This window comes from Rhodococcus sp. PvR044, assembly GCF_040548995.1.
In the GTDB taxonomy this organism is placed as follows: domain Bacteria; phylum Actinomycetota; class Actinomycetes; order Mycobacteriales; family Mycobacteriaceae; genus Rhodococcus_G; species Rhodococcus_G oryzae.
The window spans coordinates 233,186-254,815 of record NZ_JBEPSX010000008.1 but is presented as its reverse complement, the minus strand read 5'-3'; the positions used below and the strand labels follow the sequence as shown (position 1 = coordinate 254,815).

The following is a 21,630-nucleotide window of genomic DNA, read 5'->3' as shown; positions in this document are numbered from 1 at the left end:
TACCGGGGTGGATGTAAGCCAGGGGCTGGGGACAGCCAAAGACGACGAGCAGTTCGCCGCGACCGTCCGTGAGTGGTTGGCCGACAATCTCACCGGTGAGTTCGCCGGTCTGCGTGGGCTCGGCGGACCCGGACGTGAGCACGAGGCCTTCGAGGAGCGACTCGCGTGGGACCGCCATCTGGCGGCCGCCGGGTGGACCTGCCTGGGCTGGCCGACCGAGTACGGCGGCAAGGGCGCGACGCTGAGCCAGCAGGTGATCTTCCATGAGGAGTACGCCCGCTCGGGCGCACCCGCGCGGGTGAGCCACCTCGGTGAGGAGCTGCTCGGGCCGACGCTGATCGCGTTCGGCACCGAGGAGCAGAAGCGGCGCTTCCTGCCCGGCATCAACACGGTCTCCGAACTGTGGTGCCAGGGCTACTCCGAGCCCGGCGCGGGCTCCGACCTCGCGGCGGTCTCCACCTCGGCGCGCCTCGACGGCGACCAGTGGCGGATCAACGGGCAGAAGGTGTGGACCTCGCTCGCGCACGTCGCGCAGTGGTGCTTCGTGGTCGCGCGGACCGAGCCCGGCTCGCAGCGCCACAAGGGCCTGTCCTACCTGCTGGTCCCGATGGACCAGCCGGGCATCGAGGTGCGGCCGATCCTGCAGCTCACCGGCACCTCCGAGTTCAACGAGGTGTTCTTCGACGACGCCCGCACCGACGCCGACCTGGTGGTCGGCGAGGTCGGCCAGGGCTGGTCGGTCGCGATGGGCACCCTCACCTTCGAGCGCGGCATCTCCACGCTCGGCCAGCAGGTCGGCTTCGCCAAGGAACTGTCGGAGATCGTCGAGCTGGCCGAGCGCAACGGCGCGGCCTCCGACCCCGTCATCAAGGACAAGCTCACCCGCGCCTGGATGGGCCTGCAGGTGATGCGCGCGCACGCCATGCGCACCCTGTCCGCGGTCGACGCCAGCGCCCAGGGCGGCGAGGCCTCGGTGGCCAAGCTGCTGTGGGCCAACTGGCACCGCGGTCTCGGCGAGCTCGCGATGGAGGTCGCCGGTGCGGACTCGCTGCTGGCGGGCAACGGGCCGTTCGGCGCCGACGCCGACCTGAGCGACCAGCAGCGCCTGTTCCTGTTCAGCCGGGCCGACACCATCTACGGCGGCTCGAACGAAATCCAACGAAACATCATCGCCGAGCGGGTGCTCGGACTTCCCCGAGAGGCTCGACCGTGACCACTTCCCTCAAGTCCCCCCTGGCAGTCGCCCCCGCCGAGATCGAGGGCCACAACCTGCTCAAGGGCAAGAAGGTCGTCGTGACCGCGGCCGCGGGCACCGGTATCGGCTTCGCCACCGCGCGCCGGGCGCTGCTCGAGGGCGCCGACGTGCTGGTCTCGGACTTCCACGAGCGTCGCCTCGGCGAGACCGTGGAGAAGCTGTCGGCCGAGTTCGGTGGCCAGCAGGTCGAGTCGTTCGTCTGCGACGTCTCGAGCACCGAGCAGGTCGACGCGCTGATCGCCGGCTCCGCCGAGAAGCTCGGCCGCATCGACGTCCTGGTCAACAACGCGGGCCTCGGCGGCGAGACGCCGGTCGTGGACATGACCGACGAGCAGTGGGACCGCGTCCTCGACATCACGTTGACGAGCACCTTCCGCGCCACCCGCGCGGCGCTTCGCTACTTCAAGTCGGTCGAGCACAACGGCGTCCTGGTCAACAACGCCTCCGTGCTCGGCTGGCGCGCGCAGCACTCGCAGGCGCACTACGCGGCGGCCAAGGCAGGCGTCATGGCGCTGACCCGCTGCAGCGCGATCGAGGCCGCCGAGTACGGCGTCCGCATCAACGCCGTCGCGCCGTCCATCGCCCGCCACGCGTTCCTGGCGAAGGTGACCAGCGAGGAACTGCTCGACAAGCTGGCCGAGGGTGAGGCCTTCGGTCGCGCCGCCGAGGTGTGGGAGATCGCCGCGACCATCGCGATGCTCGCCAGCGACTACACGACCTACCTCACCGGCGAGATCGTCTCCATCTCCAGCCAGCGCGCCTAGGCGGCTCCGCCGCCTGTGAGTGGTTGACGAGTGCTGACACTCGTCAACCACTCACAGGCGCGTAGCGCCTGTGGATAACCCGGCCCGATCTCGTCGATCCGGTCGGTACCCGACGCCAGTGTCGTCGGCATGCCCGCAACGTTCTCGCCCGCAGCGCTCCAGGCCCTCGTCGACCGCCAGTACGGATTGGTCACCGCGGCGCAATTGCACGCCCTCGGATTCCCGCCGTCGCGAACGCGACAGCGCCTCGAGACCGGGAGCTGGCAGCGGGTGCTGCACGGGGTGTACGCGATCACCTCGGGCGCGCTCACTCGCGAGGCAATTCTCGAGGCCGCCCTTCTCTACGGCGGGACCACGGCGCTGCTCAGTCACCGGACGGCCGCGGAGCTGTGGGGGATGGTCCCAGTGAGCGAGGCCGGTCCCGTCCACGTCACAGTTCCCTACGGTGTCTCCGCGATCGGTCAACCCGCGACCGCGGTCGGACACGCGGTGCACAACGATCGCGTGGTGCCCGCGCGGGGGAGCGTCCTGCATCCCGGGGTGGTGGTGCACCGGTCGCGCGCGCAACGGCACATCGGTGCCGGCGACCTCCTGCCACCGCGCACGACCCGCGCGGACACCGCGCTAGACCACGCCATCGCGCAGCCGTCGGCGCGCGAGGCATACGTCAGCCTGATCGGCACCGTCACCAACGCTCGCGTCCGGTTGGACGACGTCCGGCGCCGGATGAACGAGCGGACCCCGCGTCGCTACCGGAAAGCGCTCGAGGCGGCCGTCCGGCTGCTGGCCGAAGGCGTCCAGTCGATGCTCGAGTACCGCTTCGCGGTCGATGTCGAACAGGCCCACGGACTTCCCGTGGCACGCAGGCAGGAGCCGGTGGTGGTCGACGGCCGCACGCTCTGGGAGGACTGCGACTACAGCGAACACGGTGTCCCGCTGATCGTGCGCCTCGACGGCCGCCGGTCGCACTCCGCGCGCGAGGTCGCCTTCCGGGACCGTCGCCGCGACAACGCCGCCGAACTCGCCGATCGGCCACGGCTGGTGTTCGGCTACGAGGAGGTGGTCGTGACCCCGTGCCTGGTGGCCGGGGAGGTCGAGCAGGTCCTGCGCCGCGAGGGGTGGCATAGGCGGGACGAAAACCCGTGTCCCGCCTGTGCGCGGTTAGCGAGTCCTGACACTCGTCAACCGCGCACGGGCGGCGGAGCCGCCTAGACGGTGTAGCCGCCGTCGACGTTCAGCTTCTGGCCGGTGATGAAGCCGGCCTTGTCGCTCGCGAGGAAGCAGACGGCTTCGGCGATGTCGACCGCGGAGCCGAAGCGCTGCAGGGGGATCCGGCTCATCGCGACGGCCTGCGCGCGCTCATCGAGGTCGGCGTTGCCCATCAGGCGTTCGGCCATGCCGTCGGTGAGCATGCCGGGGCCAACGGAGTTGAAGCGGACGCCGTAGCGGCCCTCCTCGGCGGCGAACGCCCGGACCAGCGCCTCGACGGCGCCCTTGGTCCCGGACGAGAGGCCGTCGCGGACGGGAAAGCGGTCGGTGGCCGCCGTGGTCACCGCGACCACCGAGCCGCGCGCCGCGCGGAGCCCGGGCAACAGGGCGTGCACGAGCGCGAAGAACGCGGTGGCCTCGGCTCCGAGATGCTCGGAGAAGGTGTCGGGGGAGACCTTGGACAGGTGGACCATCGGGATGTGCGGGCCCGCCGCGTGCACCAGCACCGACGGATCGCCGAGCTCGGCCGTGATCTCCCGCGCCCACCGTGCGACCCGGTCCCGGTCGGTCAGGTCGACGGCATCGGCACGGGCCCGCCCGCCCGCAGCGGTGATCTCCTCGACCAGGGCGGCGGCGCGCTCGGCGCCGGAACGGTAGGTGAACGCGACAGGGAGCCCCTGGGCGGCGAGCCGCCGGGTGATCTCGATCCCGATGCCGCCCGATCCGCCGGTGATCACGGCGCAAGTGTTTTGCTGCACCCCGATACCCTAACAAGCGCTTGGTTGATACTCTGTCGAGTGTGACCCCTCCGCCGAGAGCTGCCGAAGAGTCTGCCAGCAAGTCCGGCCGCCGCGCCGAACTCCTCGCGCTGGCGGCCGCCCTGTTCGCCGAGCGCGGTCTGCGCGCCACCACGGTGCGCGACATCGCCGACTCGGCCGGGATCCTGTCCGGCAGTCTCTACCACCACTTCGACTCCAAGGAGTCCATGGTCGACGAGATCCTCAAGGGCTTCCTGGACGAGCTGTTCGGCCGCTACCGCGACATCGTCGCGGCCGGTCTCGGATCGCGCGCCACCCTCGAGGCGATGGTGATCGCGTCCTTCGAGGCGATCGACGGTTCGCACGCCGCGGTCGCGATCTATCAGGACGAGGCCAAGCACCTGGTCGGCAACGAGCGCTTCGAGTACATCACCGAGCGCAACAAGGAGTTCCGGGGCCTGTGGGTCTCGGTCCTCGAGGCGGGCATCGCCGACGGCAGCTTCCGCCCCGACATCGACGTGGAGCTGGTGTACCGCTTCATGCGCGACACCGTCTGGGTTCCGGTGCGCTGGTACCGGCCGGGAGGCCCGATGACCGCGGAAACGGTCGCCAAGCAGTATCTCGCCATTGTGCTCGACGGGCTCTCCAGCCCACAGTCACGGTCCGATTCGTAGGGAGTTTCCATGCCTGAGGCATACATTGTTGACGCCATCCGCACCGCGGTCGGCAAGAAGGGCGGTGCCCTCTCCGCGGTGCACCCCGCGGACCTCGGCGCCGGGGTGATCAAGCAGCTCCTCGAGCGCAACCAGGTCGACCCGAGCGAGATCGACGACGTCGTGTTCGGCTGTGTCGACGCGATCGGCCCGCAGGCCGGCAACATCGCGCGCACCGCCTGGCTGGCCGCCGGCTACCCCGAGGATGTCCCCGGTGTCACCGTCGACCGTCAGTGTGGATCCAGCCAGCAGGCCGTTCACTTTGCGGCGCAGGCGATCCTGAGCGGAACCGCGGACCTGATGGTGGCCGGCGGCGTGCAGAACATGAGCATGATCCCGATCGCCTCCGCGATGGTCGTCGGCGAGCAGTTCGGTTTCGAGACCCCGTTCAAGGGCTCGAAGGGCTGGGAGCACCGCTACGGCGACGAAGAGGTCTCGCAGTTCCACGGCGCCGAGCTGATCGCCGAGAAGTGGGACATCAGCCGCGAGGAGATGGAGCGCTGGGCGCTGCAGAGCCACGAGCGCGCGCGCAAGGCGATCGCCGAGGGCCGATTCGACAAGGAGATCGTGCCGGTCGGCGAGTTCAGCATCGACGAGGGCCCGCGCGAGACCAGCCTGGAGAAGATGGCCGGGCTCAAGACCCTGACCGACGGCGGACGCCTGACCGCGGCCCTGGCGAGCCAGATCTCCGACGGCGCCAGCGCGACGCTGCTCGCCTCCGAGGCCGCGGTGAAGGCGCACGGCCTCAAGCCCCGCGCCCGGATCCACCACATCAGCGCCCGCGGCGCCTCGCCGATCTTCATGCTCAGCGCGCCGATCCCCGCGACCAAGTACGCGCTGGAGAAGGCCGGCCTAACCATCGATGACATCGACGTCATCGAGATCAACGAGGCCTTCGCCCCCGTCGTGCTGTCCTGGATCAAGGAGATCGGCGCGGACCCGGCGAAGGTCAACGCCAACGGCGGCGCGATCGCGAACGGGCACCCGCTCGGCGCGACCGGCACCAAGCTGTTCGCGACCATGCTCAACGAGCTCGAGCGCACCGGTGGGCGCTACGGCCTGCAGACCATCTGCGAGGGTGGCGGCACCGCGAACGTGACGATCATCGAGCGCCTGGGTTAAAACCTCTCCGCGCAAGCAGATTCGGCCCCGTACCCCTCCTGCCGGAGGAGTACGGGGCCGAACTCGTCGGTGGACCCGGACGACGGTGTCCGTCAGTCGATGGTGCCGATCAGCGCGAACAGTGCGTCGGCGATCCGCTCGCACCACGCGTCCGAGTCCTCGAATCCGCGCGAGACGCCGCGGAGCATGGTGGCCGACACCAGCAGGTCGAAGACGGTGTCCGCGGTGGACGCGGCGGCGGCCGGCTCCGTGTCCGGCTCAGCCAGTTGGATTCGGTCGAGCAGCGCCTTGCGGGCGGGCACCTCGGCCCGCTGGACGAGCCGCTCGTAGACGCCCTCGTTGTGATTCCAGGTGGACATCAGCCCTGGTATCGCGGAGCGGGCGGCCGGGTGCGCGGCGCGCTCGAGGAAACTGCGCGTCCAGGCCAGGAGGTCGGCGTGCAGGTCGTCGGTGCTCGGGGGGAGCGGCACGTCGCCCATGGACTCGAGGCCGAAGATCGCGTCCTCGATGATCATCTCGCGGGTGGCCCAGCGGCGGTAGATCGCGGGCGCGCTGACCTTGGCCCGTCGGGCGATGGCCTGGATGGTGGTCTTCTGGTAGCCCGACTCGACGAGCAGCGCAATGGTCGCATCGAGGACCGACCGGTCGACCTGGGGATCTCGGGGCCGGCCCGGGCCGGCTGCTTCGACTGGGTGGTCTCCGGATCCATTCACATCGCCGGACAATACCGGAGCGGGTTACCCCCGGAGCCAAAATAGTTACGGGGTGACACGGAACTCATCGCACGCGGGCGGTGGCTCGGGGTTATCGTCGGGATATGTGCCGAAACATCACCGAGCTCCGCGGCCTCGAGCCGGCCGCCACCGCGGAGGAGATCGAGGCGGCCGCCCGTCAGTACGTGCGGAAGGTGAGCGGGGTGCAGAAGCTGTCCGACGCCACCCGAGAGCCCTTCGAGCAGGCGGTCGCCGAGGTCACGGCGACCACGATGCGGCTGCTCGGGGTGCTGCCCTCCCGCAAGCAGCCACCGGCCACGGTGCCGCCGCTGCGCAGGCCCGAGGTCCGCGCCCGGATGGCCGCGGCCGCCGCAAACGACTGAAGGGCACCGCCGGCCGGATGAACCGGCCGATGGTGCCCTTCAGTGTGGGGAGTGCGCTCCCGAGCTCAGGCGCGCAGCGCGCCCAGTGCGTCGATCCGCTTCACGGCGTCCGCCATGATCCGGTCGATCAGTTCCTGACAGCTCGGCAGGTCGTCGACCATGCCGACCACCTGACCTGACGCGAGCACGCCCGCCTCGGTGTTGCCGTCGACCAGGCCGGCCTTGAGCAGCATCGGGGTGTTGGCGTACATGATGACCTGCAGCCAGGTCTTGTCCGTGGACTTCTTCATGTCGAGGCCCTCCTTGAGGAGAGTCGACCACTTCATGCCCGTCATCGCCCTGACCTTGGGAGCGTTCCTGGCCGCGGCGATGAGACCCCGTGCGTAGCTGGACTTCTCGAGGCTGTTGACCAGGTCGGTGTTGAGCACCCGGTGCGGCATGCCATCGACCTTCACGGACACGGTGGTGTCCTGCAGGCCGCGCTTGAGGTACTCCTGCTTGACCGAGTCCGGCACTGCGCTGTCGCTGGTGAGCAGGAAGCGGGTGCCCATCGCGACGCCCGCGGCGCCGTAGGACAGCGCAGCTGCCAGGCCGCGGCCGTCGAAGAAGCCGCCGGCCGCGATCACCGGGATGTCGACCGCGTCGAGCACCGACGGCAGCAGCAGCGTCGTGGCGACCGGGCCGGTGTGGCCGCCGCCCTCGCCGCCCTGCACGATCACCGCGTCGGCGCCCCAGGAGGCGACCTTGACGGCGTGCTTGGCGGCGCCGATGGACGGGACCACGACGACGCCGTTGTCCTTGAGCTTGCTGATCAGGTCCTTCTTGGGTGCCAGCGCGAACGAGGCGACCTTGACCTTCTCGCGGATCAGCAGGTCGATGCGCTGCTGAGCGTCCGTCGCGTCGGCGCGGATGTTGACGCCGAACGGCTTGTCGGTCAGCTCCTTGGTCCGCAGGACCGCTGCCTCGAGCTCGTCGTAGGTCATCGTCGCCGAGGCGAGGATGCCCAGGCCGCCCGCGTTGGACGTGCCCGCGGTCAGGCGCGGGCCGGAGACCCAGCCCATGCCGGTCTGCACGATCGGGTGCTCGATGCCGATCAGTTCGGTCAGCGCCGTGCGCAGGACGGCGGTCATGCCTGGACCTCGCGCTCACGCAGACCGCGCGGGTCGATGACCTCGCGGATCAGGCGCAGCTCCTCGGCGGTGGGCTCGCGGGTGACGCCCGCCTCGGCCAGCCCGGCGACCTCGAAGGAGGTGTTCTCGGCGACCTCGGCCGCGGTGACGCCCGGGTGCAGGCTGAGCGCGCGCAGGGTGTGGTCCGGTCCGCCGAAGTCGAAGACGCCCAGGTTGCTGACCACGCGGTGCAAGTGCAGGTACTTGAACGCCGGGTTCGAGGGATCGACCTTGTCGTAGCCGACACCCGAGACCACGTCCACCTTGTCCACGAACACCCGCGAGGAGTGCTTCGGGACGAAGTAGCTGGTGGCGTGGTTGATGGTGTTGCCGGGGGCGCCGCGGACGCCGAACATCTGGCGGGTCGGCTGCTGCAGCGGACCGAACGCGGACAGGTTCTGGTTGCCGTACCGGTCGATCTGGTTGGCGCCCATGACCACGTGGCGGCGGCCGGAGGCGACGACGTCGAACACCTTGCGGAACGGCATCCAGCCCTCGATCGGGGCCTTGGCGCCGACCGCGGGGGTGTCGGCGAAGATCAGCGCCTCACCGTCGGTGATGAGCAGGTCGGGCTCGGTGGTGAGCCGCGCCAGCCGCGCGCCGATGGTCGCCAGCGTGGACATCGGGCTGGCCATGATCTCGCCCGCGCCCGAGAAGATCTCGGCGCACGCGATCGCGCAGTACTCCGCGCGGGTGATGGTCTCGGTGGAGGTCATGCCTGCTCCTCTGCGAACTTCTTGACGGCGGCCTGGTAGTCGTCCTCGCTGCCGGACAGGTAGGTGTCAACGAAGACCTGCCACGACTCGGGGGTCTTGGCGGCCTCCGCGTAGTGACGCTGGAACTTCTCGTCGCGGCCGTAGCTCTCGCCTGCGAGGGTGAAGTGGGCGCCGTTCGGGGCCTCCACGACGCCGTCGACCATCATGCGGTTGAGGATCAGCTGCTGCAGCGGAACGGCCTTCACCAGCTCCTCGGTCTCGACGATGCGCTCGACGGAGACGTAGCGCTTCTCGGCGGCCATGCAGTACAGGTCGTCGAAGTACGGGTCGACGCCGTTGTAGGCGGCGTTGCCGTGCTTGTCGCCCAGGTTCAGGTGCACGAACGACGCGTCCAGGTTCAGCGCGGGCATCGCGATGAGCGTCTCGGCCTTGCCGGACTCGTCGGCGTACGGCGAAGTGACGGTCTTGAGCTCGTCGCCCCAGAAGTTCAGGACGTCCGAGCCGAGGCCCGCGCGGATCGGCAGGAACGGCAGGCGGGCCGCGGCGGCCTCGAGGCCACACTTGACCATGCCCTCGTCCATCTCGCGGACCTCGATGGCGCCGGTGGTGCGGGCCTTGGCGAACCAGGGGTCGTAGAACGGCGCGGAGTCCAGGGACACGAAGCCGTAGTAGGCCTTCTTGACCTTGCCCGCCGAGCACAGCAGGCCCAGGTCCGGTCCGCCGTAGGTGACGACGGTCAGGTCCTTGATGTCCGAGCGCAGAATCGCGCGCACGAACGCCATCGGCTTGCGGCGCGAGCCCCAGCCGCCGAGGCCGATCGTCATGCCACTGCGCAGTTCGCCGACGACCTCGTCGAGCGACATCCTCTTGTCACGCATTGTCTTTCAACTCCCTACTTGTTCGCGCGCGGCTTGCCGGTGGCGACGAACTCGTCGCGGTGCTCGTCGGCGACGCCGGCGAGGTTCAGCTCGAACGTGAAACCCTGCTCGATCCGGTAGCTGGTGTGCACGTCCATCACGTCGATGCGGTTGATCGCTTCCTTGGCGCGCCGGATGACCCGGGTGTCCTTGGCGGCGATCTCGCCTGCGATCTTGAGTGCACACGCGTCGAGCTCGGCGCGCGGGACGACGTCGTACACGGAGCCGAAGTGCTTGAGCGTCTGGGCGTCGACGTTCTTGGCCGTGTAGTACAGCGTGCGCATCATGTGCTGGGGGACCAGGCGGGCGAGGTGCGTGGCCGCGCCGAGTGCGCCGCGGTCGACCTCGGGCAGGCCGAAGACGGCGTCGTCGGACGCGACGATGACGTCGGCGTTGCCGACCAGGCCGACGCCGCCACCGACGCAGAAGCCGTTGACGGCGACCACGACGGGAACCTCGCAGTCGTAGACCGCGGAGAACGCCGCCGCGCAGCCGCGGTTGGCGTCGATCAGTGCGCCGTGACCCTCGGTGGCCTGCATCTCCTTGATGTCGACGCCGGCGTTGAAGCCGCGACCCTCGGCTCGCAGGATCACCACGTGGGTGCTCGGATCCTTGCCCGCCGCGAGGACGGCGTCGGCCAGTTCGAACCATCCCTTAGACGGGATGGCGTTCACCGGCGGGTAGTCGACGGTGACCGTGGTGATGCCGGCCCCATCGGATTTGGAAGTGATTCCCATCGTGATTCCTTAGGTAGGTCGCCAAACCAAGCGATTGCTTGGTAAGTTAGCACACCTGCGGGTCGGGCTGGAGTTCGCTTTTCGGCGGATGACCCCCGACCCGCAGAGAATCCCTGACAGTGGAGGTACTGGTGGATCTAGGTCTTGACGGCAGCGTGGTGCTGGTCACCGGCGGAGTGCGCGGCGTGGGCGCGGGCATCAGCCGCGCGTTTCTGCGCGCGGGCGCCACGGTGGTGACCTGCGCGCGACGGCCGGCCGACGAGCCGATCGAGGTGGATGGTCGCGGCGTGGAGTTCATCTCCTGCGACCTTCGCGACGCCGAGCAGGTGCAGTCGATGATCGACTCGATCGTCGCCACCCACGGCCGCCTCGACGCCGTCGTCAACAACGCGGGCGGGGCGCCGTACGCCCTGGCCGCGGACGCCAGCCCCCGCTTCCACTCGAAGATCGTCGAGCTCAACCTGCTCGCCCCGCTCCTGATCTCGCAGATCGCGAACGCCGTCATGCAGAAGCAGGACACCGGCGGCTCGATCGTGATGATCAGCAGCGTCAGCGGCAGCCGCCCGTCGCCGGGCACCGCCGCCTACGGCGCCGCCAAGGCCGGCATCGACAGCCTCGCGGCCAGCCTCGCGGTGGAGTGGGCGCCGAAGGTCCGGGTGAACTCGATCGTGGTCGGCCTGGTCGAGACCGAGCAGAGCCACCTGCACTACGGCGGGGCCGACGGCCTCGCCGCGGTGAGCAAGACCGTCCCGCTGGGTCGGATGGCGCGGCCCGAGGACATCGGGAACTGTGCGACCTTCCTGGCATCGCCGCTGGCGTCCTACGTCAGCGGTTCGACACTGACGGTGCACGGCGGCGGCGAGCGCCCCGCGTTCCTGGCGGCGTCGGACGCAGAGACATCCAACAAGCCAGTGATGGAGGAGCAGAAGTGAGTGGATTGGTAGAGGGTCGCGTCGTCATCGTGACGGGCGCGGGCCGCGGTATCGGACGGGCGCACGCACTGGCGTTCGCGGCCGAGGGCGCGAAGGTCGTCGTGAACGACATCGGCGTCGGCGGCGACGGCACCGCGACCGGTGAGAGCCCCGGCGAGCAGGTCGTCGCGGAGATCATCGCCGCGGGCGGACAGGCCGTGGTGAACGGCGACGACGTCGCGGACTGGGACGGCGCGCAGAACCTGATCAAGACCGCCATCGACAACTTCGGTGGCCTCGACGTGCTGGTCAACAATGCGGGCTTCCTGCGCGACCGGATGCTGGTCGGCATGAGCGAGCAGGAGTGGGACTCGGTCATCCGGGTGCACCTCAAGGGCCACTTCGCCCCGCTGCGGCACGCGGCCGCGTACTGGCGCGCCGAGTCCAAGGCCGGACGTCCGGTGGACGCGCGGATCATCAACACCAGCTCGGGTGCCGGCCTGCAGGGCAGCATCGGTCAGGGCAACTACGCGGCCGCCAAGGCGGGCATCGCGGAGATGACCATCCAGGCCGCCGCCGAGCTGAAGAACTACGGCGTCTCCGTCAACGCGATCGCGCCGGCGGCGCGCACCCGGATGACGGTGGGCGCGGGCGGCGCGATGGCCGAGGCGATGGCCGCTCCCGAGGAGGGCTTCGACGCGATGGCGCCGGAGAACATCTCCCCGCTGGTGGTCTGGCTGGGCAGCGCCGAGTCGAAGGACGTCACCGGCCGGGTGTTCGAGGTCGAGGGCGGCAAGATCACCGTCGCCGAGGGCTGGCGGCACGGCCCCGTGCAGGACAAGGGCGATCGCTGGGACCCGAAGGAGATCGGCCCCGTCGTGGCCGACCTGCTCGAGAAGGCGGAGACCCCCACCCCGGTCTACGGGGCGTAAAGCGGCTCCGCCGCCCGTGCGCGGTTGACGAGTGTGTGGACTCGTCAACCGCGCACAGGCGCGAAGCGCCTAGACGGGGGAGCGGACGATGACCGTCGTGCCGGGGAAGTAGGCGGCGAGTTCCGGCCGCGACAGCTTGATCACGGCGGTGCCGTAGCCCTGCTTGCGCGCCTCGGGCGCCACCCACACCGCGAGGTCCACCTCGCCTTCGTGTAGTTCGCCGAACACCAGCCCGACGCACTCCGGCCGGTCGCCGCTGGTGTTCTCCGCGACGAACCATGCCGCGGTCTCCTCGTCGACCCGGTTCAGGCCTGCCCGGCGCTCCTCCTCGATGCGATCCTCCTGCCACGGCGTGCCGTCGGCATCGAGCTGCTCGGCCGAGCGCCGCCGGTAGAGCTCCGCGTCCTCGTCGTTGTAGGTGAACGGGCGCAGCCGCACGTTCGTGCCGGTGCTGAAGGGGCGCTGTTCCGGCAGCCACTTCAGCGTCGCGTCCAGGTTGGTGACCTCGTCGCGGAGGTGGTCGCGCTCGAGCCGGGTCAGGCGCCCGAGCTGAAGACCCAGCACCGCATTCGCGTTGTCCTCGGTCGTCTCGAGGAGCGCGCTCACACTGCGTACGGCGGCGGCGTGGTCGTCACTGTCGACGATGGCATCGAGGACCTCGTGCCGCATCTCGAGCGCCCGCAGGAGCGCCGAGGCGAGTTCGCGTCGGTCCAGGATCTGATCTTGGGGGCCAGCCGTCATGACGAAATCTCCCTATCCGTTGAGGTGCAACAGCGCGGAGCACGCACCTGCCGGATCGGCAATCCTGCGGGCTCCCCCCAGATTGTCTGTCAACGGGCCGCCAATTGCTACGAACAGACCACGACCGGGATCTTGCGTTCGACCCAGGACTGGTAGTCGTCGAACTCGGGGTACATGGCCACCAGCTTGGGCCACAGCTCCGCGTGCTCGGCATCGTCCGCGACCTTCGCGACCAGATGGCGCACGTCGGAACGGATCTGGACCTTCACATTGGGGTCGGCCTTCAGGTTCAGGTACCACAGCGGGTTCTTGGGCTGGCCGCCCTGCGAGGCGACGAGCACGACCCGGTCACCGTCCTCGAGGAACAGCAGTGGGCTCACCCTGGGCTCGCCGCTCTTGCGGCCGGTGGTGGTGAGCAGGCAGATCGGCAGGCCGCTCTTCGCGGCGCTGCCGACCCGCCACTTACCGCCGACACGCCCACCGGTGGCCCGGTACGCGATCACGTTCGTCTTCGACATCCATTTGATGATGATTCGGGTGAACTGCGTATCGAGCATCGGTGGGCGCTTCATGGCCGGATCAGATCCGCTCGATGATGGTGCCGGTGGCCAGCGCGCCGCCGGCGCACATGGTGATCAGTGCGGTGGACTTGTCCGTCCGCTCGAGTTCGTGCAGTGCGGTGGTGATGAGGCGGGATCCGGTGCTGCCGACGGGGTGGCCGAGGGCGAGGGCGCCGCCGTTGACGTTGACCTTGTCCATGTCGGGGCCGTGCACCCGAGCCCAGGACAGTGCGACGGAGGCGAAGGCCTCGTTGACCTCGAACAGGTCGAGGTCGCCGATCTTCATGCCTGCCTTCTCGAGGACCTTGGCGGTGGCCTGGACGGGGCCGTCGAGGTGGAATTCGGGCTCGGCGCCGACGAGCACCTGGGAGACGATCCGGGCGCGGGGCTTGAGGCCGAGGGCGAGGGCGCGGTCGGAGTCCATCAGCAGCACTGCGGCGGCGCCGTCGGAGATCTGCGAGGCGGTGCCCGCGGTGTGGATGCCGCCCTCGATGACCGGCTTGAGCTTGGCGAGCGACTCGAGCGTGGTGTCGCGCAGGCCCTGGTCCCGGGAAACCAGCGTGGTCTCGGCGGTCGGCAGCTTGTCCTCGCCGATGACGGGGGCGGTCACGGGCAGCACCTCGCGGTCGAAGCGTCCCTCGGCCCAGGCCTGCTTGGCCAGGGCCTGCGAGCGGACGCCGAGCGCCTCGATGTCCGCGCGGGTGATGCCGCGACGCTTCGCGATCCGCTCGGCGGCCTCGAACTGGTTGGGCATGTCGATGTCCCAGGATGCCGGGCGGCGCGGGCCTGCCTCGGTGCCGACGTTGGCGCCGAGCGGGACCTGGCTCATCTGCTCGACGCCGCAGGCGACGCCGATGTCGATGGCGCCGGTGGCGATGAGGCCGGCGATCAGGTGGTTGGCCTGCTGTGCGGAGCCGCACTGGCAGTCGATGGTGGTGGCGCCGGTCTGCCACGGCAGACCCGCAGCCAGCCAGGCGACCCGGGTGACGTTGTTGGACTGTGCACCGGCCTGGGTGACGCAGCCGCCGATGGCCTGCTCGACGAGGAGGGGGTCGATGCCCGCCCGCTCGAGCAGTCCGACCTGAACCGAGCCCAGGGTCTCCGCCGCGTGCAGGCCGGACAGCCAACCCCCTCGCTTGCCGATCGGGGTACGGACTGCCTCGACGATTACTGGTGTGCCCACGGCGGGCTCCTTTCCACGTGTCTACAAAAAGTAGAACAGGTTCTCCCCATTGAGCAAGGAGAATGGGCCCAGTTCTTTGCCTAGTCTTTCCCTGATCGAAGCTCTATGCTTCAATCTTTGTAGAACGTGTTCCACATCACGCGCGGCGCCGATCGCGATGGCAGGAGACAACAGTGGCACAGCCCAACATTCCCGCGGGATTCGACTTTACGGACCCCGATATCTACGCGCACCGGCTGCCGGTGGAAGAACTCGCCGAGGTCCGCAAGGCCGAGCCGGTGTACTGGGTCGAGCAGCCCGACGGTGTCGGCGGATTCAACGACGGTGGCTACTGGTTGGTCACCCGTCACGAGGACATCCGCGACGTGTCGATGCGCGACGTGTTCTCCACCTGGGAGAACACCGCCATCCCGCGGTTCGCCGATGACATGAAGCGCGAGCAGATCGAACTGCAGCGCTTCGTGCTCCTGAACAAGGACGCGCCGGAGCACACCAAGCTGCGCAAGCTGGTCTCCCGCGGCTTCACCCCCCGCGCGATCAACGGGATCAAGGAAGAGCTGCGCGACCGCGCCGAGTCCATCGTCAAGGCCGCCGCTGCGGAGGGTAGCGGCGACTTCGTCACCCAGGTCGCGGCGGAGCTGCCCCTGCAGGCCATCGCCGAGCTCATCGGCGTGCCGCAGGAGGACCGCGGCAAGGTCTTCGAGTGGTCCAACCAGATGACCTCGTACGACGATCCCGAGTTCGCCGACATCGATCCGGCTGCCGCGTCGATGGAGATCCTCGGGTACGCGTACCAGCTCGCCGAGGCGCGCAAGGCGAACCCGGGCGACGACCTCGTCACCACGCTCATCGAGGCGGACGTCGACGGCGACGAGCTCAGCCCGGAGGAGTTCGGCTTCTTCGTGATCGTGCTCGCGGTGGCAGGCAACGAGACCACCCGCAACGCCACCACGCACGGCATGAAGGCCTTCATGGACAACCCCGAGCAGTGGGAGCTGTACAAGAAGGAGCGTCCGAAGACCACGGCCGACGAGATCATCCGCTGGGCCACCCCGGTCGCCGCCTTCCAGCGCACCGCCCTCGAGGACACCGAGATCGGCGGCGTGGCGATCAAGAAGGGCCAGCGCGTCGTGATGAACTACGTGTCGGCGAACTTCGACGAGGAGGTGTTCGAGAACCCGGAGAAGTTCGACATCCTCCGCGACCCGAACCCGCACCTGTCCTTCGGCGGAACCGGCGCCCACTACTGCCTCGGCGCCAACCTGGCCCGCATGGAGATCGACCTGATCTTCAACGCGATCGCCGACTTCCTCCCGGACATCACCGAGGTCGGCGCGACCCGCCGCCTGCGGTCCGGCTGGCTCAACGGCATCAAGGAGTACCAGGTCGACTACAAGACCGGCGGTTGCCCGGTCGCCCACTAGGGCAGTCGATCCACCAGCACCATCCGGCAGCGCCGGCGCGGTCACCCCGCGCCGGCGCTGCCGTTTTCGTTCCCGGTGACCTCAGCGGCGCAGCCATTCGTCCCAGGCGGGCGCCACCAGTTCGAACAGGGCCGTGTAGCCGTCGGAACGCGGGTGGGCGCCGTCGCCGTCGCGGACCTGCCTGCGCCAGACGTCGTGCTTCTCCAGCGCAGTGAAGACGTCGACGAACGTGCAGCACCGCGCATCACAGATGTCGCGAAAATTATTGTTGAGCAAGAGAATCCGATGGTTGTGCTCCTCGTCGTGCACGGGCGGCGGGCCGACGAAGAGGACAGGTGCGCCCGCGGCGGCGTCGAGGCAGTCGATCAGGTTCTCCCGAGAGGTCGCGGCCGGGACCCGAGGCCCGTCGTCCGTGGCGGTCGCGTCGTTGACCCCGAAGGAGAACACCAGCCGCAGCTCCGTGTCCGCGGGCCTGCGGCGCTCGATCTCGTCGCGCAGCCGCGCCCGGATGTCGGTGGAGGTGTTGCGTCGGATCCCGAGGTTGTATCCGGTGGCCGGTCGCCCCGCCTGTGCGCTGCGGGCCAGCAGCCGGCCGGTCCAGCCGAGCGCGGTCTCGTCGCCGACGCCCGCGACAAAGGAGTCGCCGATGAAACAGATCCGGAGATCCTCCGAGTGACTCTGCACTGAATGTCATCCTTCCGATCGCCTGCGGTCGGACCCACCCTGCCGTGAAACGCAAAGGACCGCACCTCGATTTACGAGGCGCGGTCCTTCCGGCGTTCGTGCGTACTACAGCTTGACGAGCGTCTTCATCGCCCGGTCGACCTCCCAGAAGGCCCGAATCGACTGCAGCTTGCCCTCGTCGTTCACCCGGTAGATGAACACTCCCTCGGCATCGATCTGGTTGCCGGCCACGACGGACCGGATGCTGCCGATGTAGACCATCTCGTCACCGCACTGCAGGGTGTCCCTGATGTCGAACACGAGTGACTCGGTGTTCGCGATGGTCATGTCGTAGAAGCGGGCAATGGCCTCGCGGCCGTGGTGCCCCTTGCCCTCGGGGTCGAAACCCGAAGGGCCGACCGGGTCCTCGACCCAACCGTCCTCCGCGAACAGCGCCAGCCACTCCTCCTTGCGCCTGCCGCTCGCGGCTGACTGGGACGCGCGCGACGCGATCCGGACAGGGTGCTCCGTCGCGGTCTCGGTCATGACGCTCCTCCCGCGATGTGGTCGGCCGCGAACTTGCGCAGCGAGTCCTGCTTGGCCTCGAGCGGGCCGTCGAAAGGAATGCCGTCGAAGATCCACGGCACCACGATGGAATCGGTGATGCCCGCGCCCGCGAGTTCGGCGTAGCCGTCCTTGCCGAAGCGGTCGATGCACACGGCCTGCAACTCGAAAGGCTCATCCGCGCGGCCGTATTCGGCCCGCAGATCATCGAGCTTGCGCTTGGTCTCGACCAGGTCCTTGAACTTCATCATCGCCGAGGTCCAGCCGTCGCCCACCCGGGCCGCCCGGCGCAGCGCCACGTCGGTGTGACCGCCGACGTAGAACGGCACCGGCTTGCTGGGCGCGGGACTGATCTGCAGGCGGTCGAAATCGTAGAACTCCCCATGGAACTCGACCATGCCGCCCGCGAGGGTCAGCTTGATGATCTCGATCATCTCATCGACCCGGGCGCCACGCTTCTTGAACGGCACGCCGCACCACTCGAACTCCTCAGGAGCCCAACCGATCCCGACGCCGAAACCGAACCGGTTCCCGGTCAGGTTCGCGACGGACCCGACCTGACGCGCGAGCAGCAGCGGGTTCCGGGACCCCAGCTTGAGCACGTTCGTGTAGAAGCCGATGGTGGAGGTGGCCGCACCAAGGGCCGCAGCGGCGATGAGGGGATCAACCCACGGGGTCTCGGCGTTCCACATCCGGGAGCCGTCGGGGGTGTATGGGTAGTCCGCCGCCGCCGTCTCCATGTAGAAGAGCGAGTCCGGCAGGGCGATATTGGCGAACCCGCATTCCTCGGCGGTCTGCGCGAGCGGGATGAGTTGGTCGAGCGGACTCATCGCGATGCCTACGGTGAACTTCATGCTGATCTCCTACTCGAGCTCGTCGGATTCGTCGGGCTACTCGGGCTTGTCAGCACCGACAACCCACATCGAGAAGTACTGTGAGCCGCCGCCGTAGGCGTGGCCGAAGGCCTTGCGGGCGTCCTGGATCTGGTGGTCACCGGCGCGGTTCATCACCTGCATCGCCGACTCAGCGAAGCGGATCATGCCGGAGGCGCCGATCGGGTTGGACGAGAGCACGCCGCCGGAGGCGTTGACCGGGAGGTTCCCGTCGCGGGCGGTCTCGCCCGCCTCGGTGAGCTTCCAGCCGGTGCCCTCCGCCGCGAACCCGAGGTTCTCCAGCCACATCGGCTCGAACCAGGAGAACGGGACGTAGATCTCGGCGGCGTCGATCTCCTTGAACGGATCGGTGATCCCCGCGTCCTTCCACAGCGCGGCCGCGGCGTCGCGTCCGGCCTGCGGGTTGACCTGGTCACGCCCGGAGAATGTGGTGGGCTCGGTGCGCATCGCGGTGGCGTGCACCCAGGCCACCTGGCGGCCCCGGGAGATCATCGACTTCGCCGAGTCCTCGTCGCCGATCACGATGGCGCACGCGCCGTCCGAGGACGGGCAGGTCTCGTCGAAACGGATGGGGTCCCACAGCATCTGCGACGCCTGCACCGACTCCAGTGTGATGTCGGGCTGCTTGAGGTGTGCGTACGGGTTGATGCTGCCGTTGAGCCGGTCCTTGACCGCGACCATCGCGCCGATGTGGCTGGGCGCGCCCGAACGGCGGATGTACGAACGCACGTGCGGGGCGAAGTAGCCGCCCGCGCCCGCGCCGACCGGCATCGTGAAGGGCACCGGGATCGACAGCGCCCACATGGCGTTCGACTCGGACTGCTTCTCCCAGGACACCGCCAGCACGCGCTTGTGCACGCCGGACTTGACCAGGGAGGCCGCCACGACACCGGTGGAACCGCCGACGGAGCCCGCGGTGTGCACGCGCAGCAGCGGCTTGCCGACGGCGCCGAGCGCGTTCGCCATCGCCAGCTCCGGCATCATCGAGCCCTCGAACATGTCGGGGGCCTTGCCGACGACGACCGCGTCGATGTCGTCCCAGCTGACCTCGGCGTCGGTCATGGCGCGGTCGATGGCCTCGCGGACCAGGCCGGACATCGTGACGTCGGTCCGCTTGGCGACGTAGTGGGTCTGGCCGGTGCCGAGGACCGCGGCCTTGTGCTTACCACCCATGATCAGTTACGTCCTTCCATGACCGCGACCAGGTTCTGCTGCAGCGCGGGACCGCTGGTGGCGTGTGCCAGGGTGCGGCCGGCCTCGCCGGTGTGGATCTTGCGGGCGGCGTGACCGATCCGCTCGAGGCCCGCCGAGAAGAGCGGGTTGCCCGAGAGCGGGCCGCCGGACGGGTTGACGGTGACGGACTCCGAGAGCCCGATCGCCTCGGCCAGGATGAGCTCCTGGTGGCTGAACGGTCCGTGCAGCTCGGCGACCTCGATGCCGCCGAGGTCGCCGCCGGTGGCGGCGCGGGCCGCGGCCGCGGTGGACGGGGAGGTGGTGAGGTCACGTCCGCCGAGGGCGGGGGAGTCGATGATGTGCTCGAAACCGGTGATCCAGGCTGGGTTTTCGCACATCTCGCGGGCACGATCGCCTCGGGCCAGCACGATCGCCGAGGCGCCGTCCGTGATCGGCGCGCAGTCGTGCGCGCGGAGCGGGTCGGCGATGAACGGCTGCGCGAGCAGCGATTCGATGTCGTAGTCGCCGGAGAGCTGGCTGAGCGGGTTGTCCTTGGCCGCCCTGCGGCTGCGCACCACGACCTCCGCCATCTGCTCGGGCGTCCACTTGCCCGCATCGAGGCCTGCGCGGGCCTGCAGTCCCGCGACCGAGACCGAGTCCGGCCACAGCGGGGCGACCAGGTACGGGTCGAGCTGCATGGCGAGGACCTGGCGCAGGTTGCCTGCGGAGGACTTGCCGAAGCCATAGACCAGGGCCGTGTCGACCTCGCCGGTCATGATCTTGATCCACGCCTCGTACAGGGCCCAGGCCGCGTCCATCTCGACGTGCGACTCGTTGATCGGCGGCACGGCGCCGATCGAGTCGACCGCGGAGATGAACGAGAAGGCGCGTCCGGCGAGGTAGTCGGACGAACCCGAGCACCAGAAACCGATGTCGGACTTGGTGATTCCGAGGGTGGAGTAGAGCTCTTGGAAGATGGGGACCAGCATCTCGACACCGTTGGTGGTGCCTGTGGTCTCTCGAAGATGGGGGGCCTGCGCGAAGCCGACCACTGCAATCTCTGTCACGGGGGTGGCCTCTCTACAGGTGCTGCTTGTAGGTGTCGTACTCGGCGTCGGGCTCGCCGGTAGGACGGAAATGGGAGATCGACTCGAGCGTGTAGCCGCGCTCCTCGCGTGGACGCCAGACGGCCTCGACGCGCAGGCCCATGCGCACATCCGCGGCATCGATGTCGAGGATCAGGTGCTGGATCGCGATGTCGGCGCCGTCGAGCAGGATGTACGCCGCGACGTACGGCGGCTTGATGCGCTGACCGAGGAACGGCACGTTGACGATGCAGAACGTGGTGACGGTGCCGCGGTCGGAGAGTACGACCTGCTCCTTGGTCGGGATGCCGTCGGTGGGGTTGGCGCCGCGCGGGGGCACGTAGACCTTGCCGTTGGCGTCGGTCCGCCCGCCGAGGATCTTGCCCTCGACCAATCCGCGGAGGTAATAGCTCTCCTCGGCGGAGGCGGTGTGGGTGTACATCATGTCGACCGGGGTGGTCATGATGGTGACCGGTTCGGCGTCGGAAGGTGCTGCGGCGGTGGCGCTTCCGTCACCCTCGCCCGGCGCGAAGGAGGCGATGTCCTTGATGTGTCCGACGGTCTCGTCGGCCCAGCGGATGTGCACGCGCATGCCGGTGCTCATCTCGTCGGGAGAGGAGACGTCGACGGCGTGCAGGAGGGAGGTGTCGGCGCCGTCCAGCTTGATCAGCGCCCACGCGAACGGGCGGTCGAGGGGCTGGCCCTCGATGGGCTCGGCCATCCACGTCCACGACTGGACGGTGCCGACAGGCGACACCTCGACGAAGTCGGTGAGCGGCTCGGCGGTCACCGGGTCGTACTCGGCGGGGGGCACGTGCACCCGGCCGTCCGACCCGCGAACGCCGACGACGCGATGCGCACGCAGCCCGTTCACGAAGGCGCCGATGGTCGGTCCGACCGAGCGCGTGTAGTCGAACGCCATACGCAGCGGCGCGTTCAGCGGCCGCTCCTGGCCCGCCGAATCTGGCTCTAGTTCCAGTGAACTCTTCCTCATGGTCACAAAGTCGAGTAGAACAGGTTCTTATTCCACTAGCAATAGTGAGTT

At 69.0% G+C, this 21,630-nt stretch carries 24 protein-coding genes; 9 read left to right on the top strand and 15 right to left on the bottom strand.

The window, feature by feature from the left end; all coding sequences use genetic code 11:
* Nucleotides 1-7 precede the first annotated feature (7 nt).
* The 3 genes from ABIC28_RS19470 to ABIC28_RS19460 all read left to right on the top strand — a co-directional run bounded on the left by ABIC28_RS19470 (nucleotide 8) and on the right by ABIC28_RS19460 (nucleotide 3,231).
* The gene (locus ABIC28_RS19470; protein ID WP_097214294.1) at nucleotides 8-1,213 is read left to right on the top strand and encodes an acyl-CoA dehydrogenase family protein; all 1,206 of its coding nucleotides are present in this window, start codon (nucleotides 8-10) and stop codon (nucleotides 1,211-1,213) included.
* On the top strand, nucleotides 1,210-2,019 hold the full coding sequence (locus tag ABIC28_RS19465) for an SDR family oxidoreductase (RefSeq protein ID WP_027502840.1): 810 nt from the start codon (nucleotides 1,210-1,212) through the stop codon (nucleotides 2,017-2,019). Before ABIC28_RS19470 ends, ABIC28_RS19465 begins: the two co-directional genes overlap by 4 nt.
* 129 nt (nucleotides 2,020-2,148) lie before the next feature.
* Nucleotides 2,149-3,231, top strand: coding sequence for a type IV toxin-antitoxin system AbiEi family antitoxin domain-containing protein (locus ABIC28_RS19460; protein WP_097214295.1), 1,083 nt, complete (start codon nucleotides 2,149-2,151; stop codon nucleotides 3,229-3,231).
* Here ABIC28_RS19460 and ABIC28_RS19455 read toward each other — a convergent pair.
* The gene (locus ABIC28_RS19455; RefSeq protein WP_257017846.1) at nucleotides 3,228-3,986 is read right to left on the bottom strand and encodes an SDR family NAD(P)-dependent oxidoreductase; all 759 of its coding nucleotides are present in this window, start codon (nucleotides 3,984-3,986) and stop codon (nucleotides 3,228-3,230) included. The genes ABIC28_RS19460 and ABIC28_RS19455 overlap by 4 nt on opposite strands.
* A gap of 41 nt (nucleotides 3,987-4,027) precedes the next feature.
* Here ABIC28_RS19455 and ABIC28_RS19450 point away from each other — a divergent pair, with 41 nt between their 5' ends.
* Together ABIC28_RS19450 and ABIC28_RS19445 are read left to right on the top strand one after the other, a co-directional pair.
* Nucleotides 4,028-4,660 carry a TetR/AcrR family transcriptional regulator gene (locus ABIC28_RS19450; protein WP_077042913.1) on the top strand — a complete coding sequence of 211 codons (633 nt, stop codon included), beginning with the start codon at nucleotides 4,028-4,030 and terminating at the stop codon, nucleotides 4,658-4,660.
* A gap of 9 nt (nucleotides 4,661-4,669) precedes the next feature.
* Nucleotides 4,670-5,821, top strand: a complete 1,152-nt coding sequence (locus ABIC28_RS19445) for an acetyl-CoA C-acetyltransferase (protein WP_097214298.1) — start codon at nucleotides 4,670-4,672, stop codon at nucleotides 5,819-5,821.
* 92 nt (nucleotides 5,822-5,913) lie between these two features.
* Here ABIC28_RS19445 and ABIC28_RS19440 read toward each other — a convergent pair whose 3' ends face one another.
* A complete protein-coding gene (locus ABIC28_RS19440) occupies nucleotides 5,914-6,534 on the bottom strand; it encodes a TetR/AcrR family transcriptional regulator (RefSeq protein ID WP_354580387.1) in 621 nt (206 codons plus the stop codon).
* A 104-nt stretch (nucleotides 6,535-6,638) separates the two neighbouring features.
* On the opposite strand from ABIC28_RS19440, the gene ABIC28_RS19435 reads away from it, so the two are divergent.
* Entirely contained in the window at nucleotides 6,639-6,917 is a 279-nt protein-coding gene (locus tag ABIC28_RS19435) for a DUF2277 domain-containing protein (RefSeq protein WP_097214300.1), read from the top strand.
* A gap of 65 nt (nucleotides 6,918-6,982) precedes the next feature.
* Here the strand turns inward: ABIC28_RS19435 and ABIC28_RS19430 are convergent, their stop codons facing one another.
* The 4 genes from ABIC28_RS19430 to echA20 are packed head-to-tail and all read right to left on the bottom strand — an operon-like array spanning nucleotide 6,983 to nucleotide 10,456.
* Complete coding sequence (locus ABIC28_RS19430) at nucleotides 6,983-8,047, bottom strand: NAD(P)H-dependent flavin oxidoreductase (protein ID WP_354580384.1); 1,065 nt, start codon at nucleotides 8,045-8,047, stop codon at nucleotides 6,983-6,985.
* On the bottom strand, nucleotides 8,044-8,802 hold the full coding sequence (gene ipdB / locus ABIC28_RS19425; RefSeq protein WP_097214302.1) for a cholesterol ring-cleaving hydrolase subunit IpdB: 759 nt from the start codon (nucleotides 8,800-8,802) through the stop codon (nucleotides 8,044-8,046). Before ipdB ends, ABIC28_RS19430 begins: the two co-directional genes overlap by 4 nt.
* On the bottom strand, nucleotides 8,799-9,680 hold the full coding sequence (gene ipdA / locus ABIC28_RS19420) for a cholesterol ring-cleaving hydrolase subunit IpdA (protein WP_097214303.1): 882 nt from the start codon (nucleotides 9,678-9,680) through the stop codon (nucleotides 8,799-8,801). The genes ipdB and ipdA overlap by 4 nt, the downstream gene beginning before the upstream one ends.
* A 14-nt stretch (nucleotides 9,681-9,694) precedes the next feature.
* A complete protein-coding gene (echA20, locus tag ABIC28_RS19415) occupies nucleotides 9,695-10,456 on the bottom strand; it encodes a (7aS)-7a-methyl-1,5-dioxo-2,3,5,6,7,7a-hexahydro-1H-indene-carboxyl-CoA hydrolase (protein WP_097214304.1) in 762 nt (253 codons plus the stop codon).
* A 131-nt stretch (nucleotides 10,457-10,587) separates the two neighbouring features.
* On the opposite strand from echA20, the gene ABIC28_RS19410 reads away from it, so the two are divergent.
* Nucleotides 10,588-11,388, top strand: a complete 801-nt coding sequence (locus ABIC28_RS19410; RefSeq protein ID WP_097214312.1) for an SDR family oxidoreductase — start codon at nucleotides 10,588-10,590, stop codon at nucleotides 11,386-11,388.
* Nucleotides 11,385-12,299: an SDR family oxidoreductase gene (locus tag ABIC28_RS19405; RefSeq protein WP_097214305.1), complete on the top strand. Its 915-nt coding sequence runs from the start codon at nucleotides 11,385-11,387 to the stop codon at nucleotides 12,297-12,299. The genes ABIC28_RS19410 and ABIC28_RS19405 overlap by 4 nt, the downstream gene beginning before the upstream one ends.
* 69 nt (nucleotides 12,300-12,368) lie before the next feature.
* On the opposite strand, the gene ABIC28_RS19400 is transcribed toward ABIC28_RS19405, so the two are convergent.
* From ABIC28_RS19400 to ABIC28_RS19390, 3 genes are all read right to left on the bottom strand, one after another.
* A complete protein-coding gene (locus ABIC28_RS19400; RefSeq protein ID WP_097214306.1) occupies nucleotides 12,369-13,040 on the bottom strand; it encodes a GNAT family N-acetyltransferase in 672 nt (223 codons plus the stop codon).
* Nucleotides 13,041-13,147: 107 nt separating this feature from the next.
* On the bottom strand, nucleotides 13,148-13,612 hold the full coding sequence (locus ABIC28_RS19395) for a nitroreductase family deazaflavin-dependent oxidoreductase (protein ID WP_097214307.1): 465 nt from the start codon (nucleotides 13,610-13,612) through the stop codon (nucleotides 13,148-13,150).
* 7 nt (nucleotides 13,613-13,619) lie between these two features.
* Nucleotides 13,620-14,783, bottom strand: coding sequence for a steroid 3-ketoacyl-CoA thiolase (locus tag ABIC28_RS19390; protein ID WP_209927653.1), 1,164 nt, complete (start codon nucleotides 14,781-14,783; stop codon nucleotides 13,620-13,622).
* 173 nt (nucleotides 14,784-14,956) lie between these two features.
* Between ABIC28_RS19390 and ABIC28_RS19385 the strand changes: the two genes are divergently transcribed.
* On the top strand, nucleotides 14,957-16,207 hold the full coding sequence (locus tag ABIC28_RS19385) for a cytochrome P450 (RefSeq protein ID WP_077042902.1): 1,251 nt from the start codon (nucleotides 14,957-14,959) through the stop codon (nucleotides 16,205-16,207).
* Nucleotides 16,208-16,288: 81 nt separating this feature from the next.
* Here the strand turns inward: ABIC28_RS19385 and ABIC28_RS19380 are convergent, their stop codons facing one another.
* From ABIC28_RS19380 to ABIC28_RS19355, 6 genes are all read right to left on the bottom strand, one after another.
* Nucleotides 16,289-16,891 (bottom strand): DUF459 domain-containing protein, encoded by a 603-nt coding sequence (locus tag ABIC28_RS19380; protein WP_097211825.1) that lies wholly within the window; start codon nucleotides 16,889-16,891, stop codon nucleotides 16,289-16,291.
* Between the two features lie 105 nt (nucleotides 16,892-16,996).
* On the bottom strand, nucleotides 16,997-17,416 hold the full coding sequence (locus tag ABIC28_RS19375; RefSeq protein ID WP_097211826.1) for a nuclear transport factor 2 family protein: 420 nt from the start codon (nucleotides 17,414-17,416) through the stop codon (nucleotides 16,997-16,999).
* Nucleotides 17,413-18,288: a TIGR03619 family F420-dependent LLM class oxidoreductase gene (locus tag ABIC28_RS19370; protein WP_097211827.1), complete on the bottom strand. Its 876-nt coding sequence runs from the start codon at nucleotides 18,286-18,288 to the stop codon at nucleotides 17,413-17,415. The genes ABIC28_RS19375 and ABIC28_RS19370 overlap by 4 nt, the downstream gene beginning before the upstream one ends.
* Before the next feature lie 36 nt (nucleotides 18,289-18,324).
* Nucleotides 18,325-19,500 carry a thiolase family protein gene (locus ABIC28_RS19365; protein ID WP_097211828.1) on the bottom strand — a complete coding sequence of 392 codons (1,176 nt, stop codon included), beginning with the start codon at nucleotides 19,498-19,500 and terminating at the stop codon, nucleotides 18,325-18,327.
* Nucleotides 19,501-19,502: 2 nt separating this feature from the next.
* Complete coding sequence (locus ABIC28_RS19360) at nucleotides 19,503-20,567, bottom strand: thiolase family protein (protein ID WP_097211829.1); 1,065 nt, start codon at nucleotides 20,565-20,567, stop codon at nucleotides 19,503-19,505.
* 13 nt (nucleotides 20,568-20,580) lie between these two features.
* On the bottom strand, nucleotides 20,581-21,579 hold the full coding sequence (locus ABIC28_RS19355; RefSeq protein ID WP_097211986.1) for a Zn-ribbon domain-containing OB-fold protein: 999 nt from the start codon (nucleotides 21,577-21,579) through the stop codon (nucleotides 20,581-20,583).
* Nucleotides 21,580-21,630 lie beyond the last annotated feature (51 nt).

What these genes read in the sequence shown, in the direction of transcription:
- ABIC28_RS19460 (WP_097214295.1), top strand. Translation starts at nt 2,149, where the DNA reads ATGCCCGCAACGTTCTCGCCCGCAGCGCTCCAGGCCCTCGTCGACCGC.
- ABIC28_RS19445 (WP_097214298.1), top strand. Translation starts at nt 4,670, where the DNA reads ATGCCTGAGGCATACATTGTTGACGCCATCCGCACCGCGGTCGGCAAG.
- ABIC28_RS19435 (WP_097214300.1), top strand. Translation starts at nt 6,639, where the DNA reads ATGTGCCGAAACATCACCGAGCTCCGCGGCCTCGAGCCGGCCGCCACC.
- ABIC28_RS19430 (WP_354580384.1), bottom strand. Translation starts at nt 8,047, where the DNA reads ATGACCGCCGTCCTGCGCACGGCGCTGACCGAACTGATCGGCATCGAG.
- ipdB (WP_097214302.1), bottom strand. Translation starts at nt 8,802, where the DNA reads ATGACCTCCACCGAGACCATCACCCGCGCGGAGTACTGCGCGATCGCG.
- ipdA (WP_097214303.1), bottom strand. Translation starts at nt 9,680, where the DNA reads ATGCGTGACAAGAGGATGTCGCTCGACGAGGTCGTCGGCGAACTGCGC.
- echA20 (WP_097214304.1), bottom strand. Translation starts at nt 10,456, where the DNA reads ATGGGAATCACTTCCAAATCCGATGGGGCCGGCATCACCACGGTCACC.
- ABIC28_RS19400 (WP_097214306.1), bottom strand. Translation starts at nt 13,040, where the DNA reads ATGACGGCTGGCCCCCAAGATCAGATCCTGGACCGACGCGAACTCGCC.
- ABIC28_RS19395 (WP_097214307.1), bottom strand. Translation starts at nt 13,612, where the DNA reads ATGAAGCGCCCACCGATGCTCGATACGCAGTTCACCCGAATCATCATC.
- ABIC28_RS19375 (WP_097211826.1), bottom strand. Translation starts at nt 17,416, where the DNA reads ATGACCGAGACCGCGACGGAGCACCCTGTCCGGATCGCGTCGCGCGCG.
- ABIC28_RS19370 (WP_097211827.1), bottom strand. Translation starts at nt 18,288, where the DNA reads ATGAAGTTCACCGTAGGCATCGCGATGAGTCCGCTCGACCAACTCATC.
- ABIC28_RS19365 (WP_097211828.1), bottom strand. Translation starts at nt 19,500, where the DNA reads ATGGGTGGTAAGCACAAGGCCGCGGTCCTCGGCACCGGCCAGACCCAC.
- ABIC28_RS19355 (WP_097211986.1), bottom strand. Translation starts at nt 21,579, where the DNA reads ATGAGGAAGAGTTCACTGGAACTAGAGCCAGATTCGGCGGGCCAGGAG.